Raw genomic sequence first — 12,279 nt, forward strand, 5'->3', positions numbered from 1 at the left:
TCGACTTGCATGTATTAGGCACGCCGCCAGCGTTCGTCCTGAGCCAGGATCAAACTCTCCATATAAGAGTTGATTAAGCTCATAAGTTGTCTTTTCAAAAAAGACTAAAGAATTAACGTTGACGTTTTTGTTCGTTCAGTTTTCAAAGATCAATCCGTCGCTTAAGGCGACTTTATTATCTTATCAGATTCAACAACCTGAGTCAATAACTTTTTTGAAATCTTTTTTTGTAAGTCACTGTCTCGCAGCAACGAATATAAATATATCACCATCATGGACAAGTTGCAATATGTTTTTTTCTTTTTTATTCATAATAAGGAAAGAAAAAATATTCCCATTATTCTGCTCACAAAAGAGGTAAATGCATTCTATCCTGACTGTGCAATCATCCTCATCGTAAGCCTCGTTTTCCTCTTTCCGTACGATGATCTCCATTCGAATTTAGACTATAAAAAAAAGCAAAACACATTACCTGTGCTTTGCCTTTATATAGAACTAATTATATTAACGATGGCGCATTAATGGGAACAACAGAACATCTCTAATAGAAGGAGAATTTGTTAATAGCATGACAATGCGGTCAATTCCGATTCCCAGTCCCCCTGTTGGAGGCATACCGTATTCAAGAGCTTCAATGAAGTCATCATCCATCATGTGGGCTTCATCATTGCCTTGCTCACGTTCTTTAAGCTGCGCTTCAAAACGTTCACGCTGGTCAATTGGGTCATTTAGCTCAGTGAATGCATTTGCATGCTCTCGCGCTACAATGAATAACTCAAAACGATCTGTAAAACGCGGATCTTCGTCGTTTTTCTTTGCAAGCGGTGAAATCTCTACTGGATGTCCATAGATGAATGTTGGCTGAATAAGCTTCTCTTCAACCTTCTGCTCAAAGAATTCATTAACAATATGGCCGTATTCCATGTTTTCTTTAATTTCTACCCCATGCTCTTTAGCAAGCTGCTGTGCTTCTTCCTTGCTTGTTTCCTTCCAGAAGTCAACCCCTGTATATTCTTTAATGGCATCTACCATATGAAGCCTTTTCCATTCAGGTTTAAGATTTACCTCGTACTCACCATATTGAACAGTAGTTGTTCCAAGCACTTCCTGGGCAATATGGGCGATGAGGTTTTCAGTCAAACTCATGATATCTCTGTAGTCTGCATAAGCTTCATATAACTCAATCATCGTGAATTCAGGATTGTGGCGGGTTGATACACCTTCATTCCGGAATACTCGGCCGATTTCATAAACTTTTTCAAGGCCGCCGACAATTAGGCGCTTCAAGTGGAGCTCAATGGCTATACGCATATAAAGCTCCATATCCAAAGCATTGTGGTGTGTAATAAAAGGACGTGCTGATGCTCCGCCTGCAATCGAATGCATCATAGGCGTTTCTACTTCCAAATATCCATGGTCATCAAGATAACGGCGCATTGATTGAATAATGCGGCTGCGCGTGATGAAAGTTTGCTTGCTTTCCTGGCTCATAATCAGATCCAGGTAACGCTGGCGATAACGCTGTTCAACATCCTTTAGTCCGTGGAACTTATCAGGAAGCGGGCGTAAAGATTTTGTAAGAAGTTCAAACTCCTGGGCTTTGACAGACAGTTCGCCTACCTTCGTTTTGAAAAGCGTTCCGGTAACCCCTATAATATCCCCTAGGTCAGCGGATTCGAAAATAGAGTAGCTATCTTCTCCGACTGCATCTTTACGGATATAAATTTGTATTTGGCCTGATAAATCTTGTATATGAGCAAAGCCGGCTTTTCCTTTTCCGCGTTTTGTCATGATTCTGCCAGCCAGTGTGACAGAAACATTCTTTTCTTCAATATCTTCTTTTTCCAGCTCTCCATACTGTTTAATCAGATCTTGACTTTGATGAGAACGCTCATAGCGTTTCCCGAACGGATCCATTCCCTTTTCGCGAAGACTGTTCATTTTTTCGCGTCTTACTTTTAATTGGTCATTTAATTCTTCATGACTATGGCTCACTGAAATCATCTCCATTTTGTAAATCTTTTTATGTACGAATAAGGACTGCGAGTTCAATAAATGTATATCTCTATTATTTTACACAATGAGGTTAAAACAGACATCCTAAATATTTAAATAGAATAAAAACTGCCAGTTCATGCACTGGCAGTTTCTTTGTATCAAAAGTATTATAGGCAAAGAACGACAGCATGTCAAACTTTATGCCGCTTATCCAGCCTGGATCTGGCTTCTTTCTTTTTCTTCTGCATCAATGACAAGAGCGTTTAGCAAAGTCACAAGATCTTCTCTTGTATTGCACTCATTGATGGCATTACGGACTTTTGCATTGCCGCGGATTCCTTTAAGGTACCATGCTGCATGCTTTCTCATTTCGCGGATCGCGATATTTTCTCCTTTTAGTGAAATCAGGCGGTCAAGGTGAAGAATACACACATCAATTTTCTCGCGTACTGAAGGCTCACCCATTAATTCTCCAGTTTCAAGATATTTCACTGTCCGGTAAATCATCCATGGGTTTCCAAGTGCAGCACGGCCGATCATGACACCGTCACAGCCTGTTTCGTCCAGCATGCGCTTTGCATCCTGAGGTGTTTGCACATCACCATTTCCGATTAAGGGAATGGTGATATTCTGTTTTACCACCCGAATAATATCCCAATTTGCTTTTCCTTCATACATCTGCACACGTGTGCGGCCGTGAAGGGCTACTGCTTTACCGCCTGCACGCTCAACAGCTTGAGCATTTTTAACAGCATAGATATGATCTTCATCCCAGCCCATGCGCATTTTTACTGTAACAGGCTTTTCAACAGCGTCTGTTACTGCTGAAACCATTTCATAAATTTTGTCTGGATCAAGAAGCCACTTGGCACCTGCATCACATTTTGTGATTTTTGGAACAGGGCATCCCATATTGATGTCGATAATATCTGCGTTGGTATTTTTATCAACGAATTTGGCCGCTTCTACAAGTGTTTCTTTTTTACCTCCAAAAATCTGCAGGCTTAACGGCTTTTCTCTTTCATCGATATATAGCATGTTCATTGTTTTTTCGTTTTTGAACACAATTCCTTTGTCGCTGACCATCTCGGCGCAGACAAGGCCGGCACCGAATTCTTTTACAGTCAGACGGAAAGCGGAATTGCACACTCCAGCCATGGGAGCAAGCACAACCCGGTTTTTCATCTCAATATCGCCAATTTTGAACATTGTTGTACCTCCCTTTATTTTTGGCTCTGTTAAACTTGCCTGCTGATTTTCGCTCCAGGCCAATCAACAGGGTGCTAAAATAAACACTAATCTTTTACACAGCCTATTTTTTAAAAAAATATATATTAATCGTGCTCCTGCTTCGGAGCCAATTCTTCTTGTGTAACATTAAGCGCAAAAGCAATCTGCTCAATTAAGGCAGGAGCCGGGAATCGGTTTCCTCTTTCAATTTCACCCAAAATTGAAACCGATACACCCAGTTCTTTTGCAAAGCCTTCCTGTGTAAAGCCTTTTAACTTTCGAAAAGCGCGAATACGTCTTCCCCATTTTTCCGCTTCCATATCCGTACTCCCTCTCTGTCAGGTATATCTTCCAGTATTGAACTAAGAGGCCTCTCCATCTTCGGAAGCCTGATGCTGGAATCAATCTCTAAAAGAGGAATAAGGACAAATGCTCTTTCATGCATCCGAGGATGAGGAACAATAAGCTTCTCTGTTTCAATATTTTCGTGATTAAACAGCAAAATGTCAAGGTCTATTGTGCGGGGACCCCACCGAATATCCCTTTTTCTTCCAAGGTTCAATTCTATTTCAAGGCATGTATCCAGCAATTCAAAAGGGTTTAAGGGCGTTGAAACTTGGATAGCCATATTTAGAAATTGTTCTTGATTTTCATAGCCAACCGGCTCGGTTTCGTAAATAGAAGAAGTATTTACCACTTCAACTTCAGGGAGCTGGCCAATCTTTTCAATGGCTTCTTTTAGATTTTCAAAGCGGTTGCCAATGTTGGAGCCAAATGCAATAAAAGCTGTATTCTTCATTATCTGCCCCTCGTAACTTCAACTGCAACCGATTTATAGTGGCCCGGAATGGGCGGATCAGGCTTGATCACTTTAAGAGTTAGCTGGGAAATCAGCGGGAAACGTCCTAGCAGTTCCCCTGCCAGCTTCTCGGCTACTGCCTCTACAAGCTTATAAGGCTTACCTTCTACAACTTCTTTACAAACCGTGTACAGCTCGCCATAATTAATGGATTCCTCAAGATTATCTGTTTCCCCGGCTTTTTTTAAGTCTGTTTCCACTATCAGGTCGACAACGAAACGCTGGCCAAGACGGGTCTCTTCAGGAAAGACGCCATGGTAACCGTAGAATTCCATTTGATTGACATATATTTTATCCATTATACTCACCTTTTCCCATCAGGGCATCCATCATTTTTGCCATCCTGCTTATCTCCTTCACATCGTGAATGCGGATTATTTGGCAGCCCTTTTGGATGCCGTAGCAAACGGTTGCCCCTGTCCCTTCTGTCCGCTCTTCAACAGGAAGGTCCAGGATTGTTCCAATCATCCGTTTTTTAGATGTCCCGAGCAGGACAGGGTAGCCCACTGCAACCAGCTTGTCCAAATCTCTCATCATTTCCAGATTATAGTTTAGATCTTTTGCAAAACCAATACCCGGATCAAGAATGATGTTCTCGTCCTTTACACCTGCTGATTTAACCATGGTGATACTTTCATACAAGTCATTCATGACATCACGGAAAAACGAAGTATATTCCATGTTTTTGCGATTATGCATCAGAATGATCGGAGTTTGGGTCTCTGCTGCGACAGATGCCATATCCGGATCTGCCTTAGCACCCCATACATCATTAATAATATGCGCTCCGGCTTCAATTGCCTGCTTCGCTACTTCAGCCTTGTAGGTATCAATGGATATCGGAACATCTACTTCCTTTGAAATCGCCTCGATAACAGGAAGAACTCTTTCCAGTTCCTCTTTTGCAGGTACTGCAGCAAATCCGGGACGGGTTGACTCGCCCCCAACGTCAATAATATCCGCACCGTTTTCAACCATTTCGGTTGCATGTTTTATAGCTTGATCGAGATGATTGTACTTGCCTCCATCCGAGAAGGAATCTGGCGTTGCGTTCAGAATTCCCATAACAAGCGTTTTGTTGCCGTAGTCTAATGTGTACGGGCCACATTGGATTGTTGTTTTAGACATTATGAAACCTCCTACAGTTCATTCCTGCTCCACAAACATTCACAGTAGCGTTCATAGCTTGACTGGAGCTTTGATGTTTTTTCACCGGAAAGACCAGGCATTGAGTGACCACCAAACGAAGAGATCGGGACAATTTCCTGAATGGAATTGGTTACGAAAGCTTCATTTGCCTTCCAGACGTCCTCTGGCCTGTACAGTCCTTCTCGCACACTCAATCCCATTGTTTCTGCCAGCCTGATAACAAATTTTCTGGTAATGCCATTAAGGATGCCTGTTTCAATAGAAGGAGTGAATAGCACATGATCTTTAATCCAGAATAGGTTTGATACAACCCCTTCGGCTAAAAAGCCTTCCTTTGTTAAAAGTACACCTTCTGTTCCAGGATCATTTCCTGCTTCTCTTTTTGCAAGGATATTATTTAAATAATGATGTGACTTTAAGCGTTCTGCTCCTTCAGGTGTATTGCGGGGAATTTTCAGCAGTACTGCCTGCTTTTCCTGCCTGGCTCTTCTCGGAGGAAGTGATTTGCAGAATATAATCGTGTTCGGTTTTGTGTAAGGGGCTGTTTGAAGGCCAATCTCACCCGTACCCGCTGATACATTCATCCTGATATACGCATCTTTATAACCGTTTTTTTCTAGCAGCAGTTCCAACGCTTCGGCCAAATGACTCCTTGTGAAGCTCGCTTTTATATTTAAAACATCTAAACTCTGATTAAGCCGCTCCAGATGGTCATCAAGCAAAAAAGGATGCCCGTTATATACCCGAAAGGTCTCAAAAAGCCCAATGCCATATAAGAAGCCATGATCGAAAGGGGAAATGGCTGCCTCTTCTTTTTTTACCACTTTGCCGTTCAAATAGAGATACAAGGTTTACAGCCCCTCTGTCTGCAAAGCTGCTTTATAGTGATTAATGAAATTCTGCAGCAATTCCTTGCCAGCTGTAGTCATAATTGATTCGGGATGGAACTGGACTCCTTCAACCTGGAGCTCCTTATGGCGCAGGGCCATTATTTCTCCTTCAGCTGTCCAGGCAGATACCTCCAGGCAAGAAGGAAGAGTTTCCTTTTTGACAATCAATGAATGATAGCGGGTAGCCGGGAATGGATTGGGCAGTCCTTTAAATATCGTCTTCCCGTCATGAAAAATATTGGATGTTTTTCCGTGCATGAGCCGTTCCGCCTGCACCACATCACCACCGAACACCTGGGCAATCGACTGATGGCCAAGACAAACGCCAAAAACAGGGATTTTACCTGCAAATGCTTCAATCGCTTCGAGGCTGATGCCCGCTTCATTCGGACTGCACGGGCCCGGAGAAATCATTAAAAATTTGGGCTGCAGACCGCTTATTTGGGATATGGAAGTCTCGTCGTTTCTTTTAACAACTAGCTCTTCACCCAGTTCACCTAGATACTGTACGAGGTTATAAGTAAAAGAATCATAATTATCGATCATATAAATCATAGCTGATCCCCTTTTGCCTGTTCTGCGAGTTCTTTTGCTTTCCAAAGAGCAATTGCTTTTTTCAGCGATTCCTTATATTCATTCTTTGGATTGGAATCAATAACAATACCGGCACCTGCCTGAACATGCGCCTTTCCTTCCTTCACAAGCATCGTCCGTATAATGATATTTAGCTCCAGATCGCCGCTGAAGTTAATCCATCCAAGTGAACCTGTGTAAGGTCCCCTTGTAACCGGCTCCAGCTCTTCAATAATTTCCATGGTCCTGACCTTTGGAGCACCCGTGATTGTACCGCCAGGAAATACGGCATCTATTAAATCAACAGCATTTTTATCTTCTTCTATTTGTCCCTTTACATTAGAGACAATGTGCATAACATGCGAGTATTTTTCAATCACCATAAATTCATCAACTGTAACTGTTCCATATTTACAGACCCTGCCTAGGTCATTTCGCTCTAAATCGACTAGCATAACGTGCTCTGCACGCTCTTTCTCATTTTCGATCAGCTCACTGGCTAGCTTAAGGTCCTCCTCATGGTTCTTCCCGCGGGATCTTGTCCCCGCAATCGGACGGGTGCTGACTTCACTTCCCTTTTTCTTAATCAAAAGCTCCGGTGACCCGCTTACAAGCTGGAATTCAGGGGTATGAAAATAACCCATATACGGTGACGGATTTAAAGACCTTAGCTGTTCGTATATCTCCATTGCTTCAATTTGAATGGGGCGGCTTTGGCGCACGGACAGATTTACCTGGAACACATCTCCCTGAGAAATATATTCCTGTACACTCCTGACAGCAGCCTTAAACTCATCTTCATTCATGGAAACATTAAGATCATTGGCACTTTGCTGGTGCCCCTCTTTAGCAGCAGGCCCTGTATCATATTTTTGCCAGCTCTGTTCCCACCCCTTAGTTCTCTCATCAATTGATTGCTCTTCACTTTTTTCATATAAGAAAAGCAGCCAAAGTGTTTCCTTCTCATGGTCAAAAACAAAGAACTCTTTAAATACAAAAAAGTGTATATCAGGAATTCGGAGATCATCTTTTGCATCATTCGGAAGTTTTTCAATATAGCGTGCGTAATCATAGCTGATAAACCCGATAGCCCCGCCTTGGAAATCAGGGAGCTCATCCAGCTTTTCAACTTGATATTGGTTTAGCCAATCCTGCATTAAGTGAAGGGGATTTCCTTCAAGTATTTGTTTTTGGCCATTCTGGAGTATCTCAAGCTTTGAATCCTTACCAGTTAAAATTGCTTCCGGATCAAAAGCTGCGATACTGTACCGGCCACCTCTCCCGCTTTCAAGCAAAACATGATGGTCTCTTCCTTCTGCCAGCCTGCGATATTGGCGGAAGAAACGATTATATGAAAAAGGTATCTTTTTTGCATGTATGTGAAGTTGATTCAATAGAAAGTCACCCCTAAATATTTCTCTTTTTTCATCATACATGATGTAGGGCAAGCTTTCATAATTTTTATCTAAAATTGCTTTTCTGGGAAACTGCCAAGAACTGCATTTCATCCAAAATTAAACACAAAAAAGCAACGGCCAAAAGACCGCTGCCTCTATTATTATTCGGTTTCGAATTGATATAAAGGAGTACTTAAATAACGCTCGCCATTACTTGGGATAATTGCCAGCACCTTTTTACCTTTGCCAAGCTCTTTACCAACTTTTAATGCTGCGCAGATGGCTGCACCTGAGGAGATTCCGCCGAGAATCCCTTCTTCTTTGGCTGTGCGGCGGGCGTATTCAAACGCCTCATCATTTGATATTTGAATGACTTCATCATAAATTTTTGTATCAAGAGTATCTGGAACAAATCCTGCTCCAATTCCCTGGATTTTATGAGGGCCTGGCTTTCCGCCTGATAGTACAGGTGAATCAGTCGGTTCAACTGCATATATTTTAATGTTTTCATACTTTTCGCGAAGCACTTTTCCTGCCCCTGTAATCGTTCCGCCCGTTCCAATTCCTGAAATAAATGCATCCAGCTGGTCTCCCATTTGCTCTGCAATTTCAGGTCCTGTTGTTAAACGGTGAACTTCCGGATTCGCAGGATTTTCAAACTGCTGCGGCATAAAATAGCCATTTTCATTAGCCAGTTCCCGTGCCTTGCGGATCGCACCATTCATTCCTTCAGGCCCAGGTGTTAGGACAAGGTCGGCACCGTAAGCGCGAAGCAGGTTGCGGCGCTCCATACTCATGGTTTCAGGCATTACTAAAACTGCCTTATATCCTTTTGCAGCCGCAATCATAGCTAAGCCAATTCCTGTGTTGCCGCTCGTTGGCTCAATAATGGTATCTCCCTGCTTCAGGTTTCCGCTTTCCTCTGCTGCATTGATCATTGCCAGGGCAATACGGTCTTTTACGCTGCTTCCCGGATTCATGTATTCCAGTTTTAGATAAACATCTGCACTATTTTCATCTACTAAACGATTTAGTTTCACAATTGGTGTCTGGCCTACAAGGTCTGCGATTGTATTTGCTACGCGTACCATTTTCCCCACTCCTTATTTCCGAGTATTTTTATTGGTTTAATACAAATTTACCAATATTTATTGATGATGTCAATTATTTTAAAACATATATTTGCCTATTTAAAAGAAAATTCATACTTTTTTCATCTTGATTAAATTACCCTTAATTATTATTCATACTCACATTATAAAAAAACTTTCTTGTTTTTTATGTAGAAAAAAACACGGAAACCTTCCGTGTTTTCCATAACTATTGTGCTTCTTCTTCTCCATAAAACCATTCAACATCCGTTTCTTTCCAAAATGGCTTTGCCGAAACCGGGACATCCATTTGCTCAAGAGCAATCTGGCGTCGGATTAGGTTTTTTACTTCTTTATAGGAATAGCTCTCACCTTTAAGATGCTCATGCAGCTTGACAACTGCAAAGCCCTCTTCGGTTTTAATCGGCTTACTCCATTCTCCCCGCTTTAGGTTTTTAACCTGCTTAAGGAAGTCTGCTGCTATGTGCTCATCATCTTCACTGATATAACCGGCATTGCCTCCCTGATTAGCCGTAAATTCATCGATAGAACGTTCCATTGCCAATACAGAAAAGCTGGACCCTTGCTCTAATTCCTTCAAGGTTTGTTCCGCCTCTTCTTTTGTTTTTACGACAATTTGAGAAATGCGGTATGAGTCAGGCACATTAAATTGGCTGCTGTTTTCCTCATAGTATTGCTTCATTTCTTCTTCTGAAACAGCCACATCTTTCGTCAAAAGCTCTTCAAGTATCAGATTGTTTTTAATTTGCCTTCTCCACTTATCTTCTGTTGTCTGTTCAGAAATATCGCTTCCGTACATTGTTTTAACCATTTTCAATTCTCGGTCCACTGCCTGGTCCGAAATGTTAATGCCGTATTTTTTTCCGGCGTTTTCAATAACCTTTTGGTCAATCAACTCATTTAAGGTACTTTTCCCATACCTTGCTTCCATTTCACTCAGCCACTCCTGCCGAGTGATCTCATCCTTGCCGACTTTTGCTACTGCTTCCCCATTGCTTCCATCATCTCTAAAAAGCAAAAAAGCTAGTGTGACACAATTGAGTAAAACCAGTCCAGCAATAACCATCCATAGGTGTTTATTTTCCAACTGCTCCTCCCCCAAGAAAAGCGTAAGCGCCTAGCTTACCCCCGACAAGCACAAGACGAGCCTCCTGGAAAGGTGTTTTTTACCTTTCTGGGAGGATTGGCTTGTGACCTCGAGGGGGTAGGCGCTGAGGCTAGACATTGATTAAAGTCCATAATCACTTCTTATAATTATTCAGCTTCTTTCTTTAGTTCTTCCAGCTCTTCTTTTGAATAATGATATTTTTCATTACAGAAATGGCAGGAAGCCTCAGCTTGGCCATCTTCATCAATCATTTCCTGTATTTCATTTTTCCCTAAACTGATGATCGCATTGGCAAAACGATCTTTTGAACATGTACATGTAAAGGAAACAGGCATTTTTTCAAGGAATTTCACCTGATCTTTGCCCAAAATGGTTTCCAACAGTTCTTCTGGCGTCAACCCTTGCTCAATAAGTTTTGAAACAGGGGGAATCTCTTTAAGCCTGTTTTCAATGATTGTAATGGTCTCTTCGTCAGTGCCAGGCATTAACTGAAGAATAAATCCACCCGCAGCAAGAATCGTGTTATCAGGGTTAACTAATACACCCACTCCGACTGATGATGGTACCTGTTCAGAAGTTACAAAGTAGTATGTGAAGTCTTCCCCCAGTTCTCCAGAAATAAGGGGAACTTGTCCTGTGAAATGGTCCCTCATCCCAATATCTTTAACTACTGTTAATGTACCTTCCGTACCGACCGCACGGCGCACGTCAAGCTTGCCTTGCTCATTAAGGTCAAAGTGTGTTTGCGGATTTGTAACATAACCGCGCACCTCTCCCTTTGCATTGCTGTCTACAAGAATAGCGCCAATCGGACCGCCGCCTTCAATTTTGATTGTCAGCTTATTATCACCTTTAAGCATAGCGCCCATCATTACGCCAGCAGTCATCGCTCTGCCAAGTGCAGCAGAAGCAGTCGGCCAAGTATAATGCCTGCGCTGTCCCTCTCCTACTGTTCCCGTAGTGCGGGCCGCATAGGCACGAACCTGCCCATTAAATGCAAGTGCTTTTACTAAATAATCGCTCATTTCTTGCTCCTTTCCAAAAACCGCCACTTTTTTAACAGCGGCTCTTTTTTAAACTAACGTGCTATTTTTTTAGGGTTTCCATATTTCGTTTATAAATAATCTGCAAACCCTTTAAAGTTAAAAATGGATCAACCACATCAATGATTTTCGACTCCTGGGCAATAAGACTGGCCAGCCCTCCAGTCGCAATGACAGTCGGGCTCTCGGTGCTCTGGTCCTTCATTCTTTTTACTATACCTTCTACCTGACCTACGTAACCATATAAGATGCCTGCTTGCATGGCGGCAACTGTATTTTTCCCAACAATATGGTCAGGACGTGCAATTTCAATTCTTGGAAGCTTGGCAGCACGCGAATAAAGCGCCTCAGTTGAAATTCCTATTCCCGGAGCAATCGCTCCGCCCATATACTGCTTATTTTCATTTATATAACAATAGGTAGTTGCAGTTCCGAAATCAACAATTACAAGCGGGCTCCCATATTCATGAATCGCTGCAACTGCATTGACAATGCGGTCTGCACCAACTTCTCTCGGGTTTTCATATTTAATATTCAATCCTGTTTTTATCCCGGGTCCTACAACAAGGGGCTTAACATGGAAATATTTCTGGCACATTCTTTCAAGTGAAAACATGATTGGCGGCACTACAGAAGAAATAATAATGCCGTCTATATCAGAAAAAGAAAGATTTACATGCTCAAACAGAGACTTAATGATCATTCCATATTCATCTTCTGTTTTATTGCGATTGGTTTCGATTCTCCAATGATGTTTTAATTCATCATGGTCATAGACACCCAGAACAATGTTCGTATTTCCTACATCAAAAACAAAGATCAACATTCTCACCACTTTATATTTATTTCGCAAAAGCGCAAACGCTTAATTTTATATACACTGCAAACATCATATCATAACTCTTATAGATTCGTGTAAT

13 protein-coding genes and 1 rRNA gene are annotated in these 12,279 nt (G+C 41.9%); all 14 read right to left on the reverse strand.

The window, feature by feature from the left end:
- Positions 1-65: ribosomal RNA gene (locus DFO73_RS26390) — 16S ribosomal RNA — on the reverse strand; the annotation flags it as partial.
- Between the two features lie 439 nt (positions 66-504).
- Positions 505-1,995 carry a lysine--tRNA ligase gene (gene lysS / locus DFO73_RS26400; protein ID WP_258309808.1) on the reverse strand — a complete coding sequence of 497 codons (1,491 nt, stop codon included), beginning with the start codon at positions 1,993-1,995 and terminating at the stop codon, positions 505-507.
- Between the two features lie 210 nt (positions 1,996-2,205).
- A complete protein-coding gene (gene dusB / locus DFO73_RS26405; RefSeq protein ID WP_110067640.1) occupies positions 2,206-3,207 on the reverse strand; it encodes a tRNA dihydrouridine synthase DusB in 1,002 nt (333 codons plus the stop codon).
- Positions 3,208-3,332: 125 nt separating this feature from the next.
- Positions 3,333-3,548: a helix-turn-helix domain-containing protein gene (locus DFO73_RS26410; RefSeq protein WP_110067641.1), complete on the reverse strand. Its 216-nt coding sequence runs from the start codon at positions 3,546-3,548 to the stop codon at positions 3,333-3,335.
- Positions 3,500-4,027 (reverse strand): 2-amino-4-hydroxy-6-hydroxymethyldihydropteridine diphosphokinase, encoded by a 528-nt coding sequence (gene folK, locus DFO73_RS26415; RefSeq protein WP_110067642.1) that lies wholly within the window; start codon positions 4,025-4,027, stop codon positions 3,500-3,502. Before folK ends, DFO73_RS26410 begins: the two co-directional genes overlap by 49 nt.
- Complete coding sequence (folB, locus tag DFO73_RS26420) at positions 4,027-4,386, reverse strand: dihydroneopterin aldolase (RefSeq protein ID WP_110067643.1); 360 nt, start codon at positions 4,384-4,386, stop codon at positions 4,027-4,029. Before folB ends, folK begins: the two co-directional genes overlap by 1 nt.
- Complete coding sequence (gene folP, locus DFO73_RS26425) at positions 4,379-5,215, reverse strand: dihydropteroate synthase (RefSeq protein ID WP_110067644.1); 837 nt, start codon at positions 5,213-5,215, stop codon at positions 4,379-4,381. The genes folB and folP overlap by 8 nt, the downstream gene beginning before the upstream one ends.
- Positions 5,216-5,226: 11 nt before the next feature.
- Positions 5,227-6,084 (reverse strand): aminodeoxychorismate lyase, encoded by an 858-nt coding sequence (gene pabC / locus DFO73_RS26430; RefSeq protein WP_110067645.1) that lies wholly within the window; start codon positions 6,082-6,084, stop codon positions 5,227-5,229.
- Between the two features lie 3 nt (positions 6,085-6,087).
- Complete coding sequence (pabA, locus tag DFO73_RS26435) at positions 6,088-6,681, reverse strand: aminodeoxychorismate/anthranilate synthase component II (protein WP_110067646.1); 594 nt, start codon at positions 6,679-6,681, stop codon at positions 6,088-6,090.
- Positions 6,678-8,093 carry an aminodeoxychorismate synthase, component I gene (gene pabB, locus DFO73_RS26440; protein ID WP_110067647.1) on the reverse strand — a complete coding sequence of 472 codons (1,416 nt, stop codon included), beginning with the start codon at positions 8,091-8,093 and terminating at the stop codon, positions 6,678-6,680. The genes pabA and pabB overlap by 4 nt, the downstream gene beginning before the upstream one ends.
- A 164-nt stretch (positions 8,094-8,257) precedes the next feature.
- A complete protein-coding gene (gene cysK, locus DFO73_RS26445; protein ID WP_110067648.1) occupies positions 8,258-9,187 on the reverse strand; it encodes a cysteine synthase A in 930 nt (309 codons plus the stop codon).
- A 229-nt stretch (positions 9,188-9,416) separates the two neighbouring features.
- Positions 9,417-10,295, reverse strand: a complete 879-nt coding sequence (locus DFO73_RS26450; protein WP_110067649.1) for a peptidyl-prolyl cis-trans isomerase — start codon at positions 10,293-10,295, stop codon at positions 9,417-9,419.
- A 167-nt stretch (positions 10,296-10,462) separates the two neighbouring features.
- Positions 10,463-11,341 (reverse strand): Hsp33 family molecular chaperone HslO, encoded by an 879-nt coding sequence (hslO, locus tag DFO73_RS26455; protein ID WP_110067650.1) that lies wholly within the window; start codon positions 11,339-11,341, stop codon positions 10,463-10,465.
- 61 nt (positions 11,342-11,402) lie between these two features.
- Positions 11,403-12,182, reverse strand: coding sequence for a type III pantothenate kinase (locus DFO73_RS26460; protein ID WP_181396149.1), 780 nt, complete (start codon positions 12,180-12,182; stop codon positions 11,403-11,405).
- Between the last annotated feature and the right edge of the window lie 97 nt (positions 12,183-12,279).

This window comes from Cytobacillus oceanisediminis, from assembly GCF_003182355.1.
GTDB classification, from domain to species: Bacteria; Bacillota; Bacilli; order Bacillales; family Cytobacillaceae; genus Cytobacillus; species Cytobacillus oceanisediminis_A.

What these genes read in the sequence shown, in the direction of transcription:
- folP (WP_110067644.1), bottom strand. Translation starts at nt 5,215, where the DNA reads ATGTCTAAAACAACAATCCAATGTGGCCCGTACACATTAGACTACGGC.
- hslO (WP_110067650.1), bottom strand. Translation starts at nt 11,341, where the DNA reads ATGAGCGATTATTTAGTAAAAGCACTTGCATTTAATGGGCAGGTTCGT.
- folB (WP_110067643.1), bottom strand. Translation starts at nt 4,386, where the DNA reads ATGGATAAAATATATGTCAATCAAATGGAATTCTACGGTTACCATGGC.
- cysK (WP_110067648.1), bottom strand. Translation starts at nt 9,187, where the DNA reads ATGGTACGCGTAGCAAATACAATCGCAGACCTTGTAGGCCAGACACCA.
- DFO73_RS26410 (WP_110067641.1), bottom strand. Translation starts at nt 3,548, where the DNA reads ATGGAAGCGGAAAAATGGGGAAGACGTATTCGCGCTTTTCGAAAGTTA.
- folK (WP_110067642.1), bottom strand. Translation starts at nt 4,027, where the DNA reads ATGAAGAATACAGCTTTTATTGCATTTGGCTCCAACATTGGCAACCGC.
- pabA (WP_110067646.1), bottom strand. Translation starts at nt 6,681, where the DNA reads ATGATTTATATGATCGATAATTATGATTCTTTTACTTATAACCTCGTA.
- dusB (WP_110067640.1), bottom strand. Translation starts at nt 3,207, where the DNA reads ATGTTCAAAATTGGCGATATTGAGATGAAAAACCGGGTTGTGCTTGCT.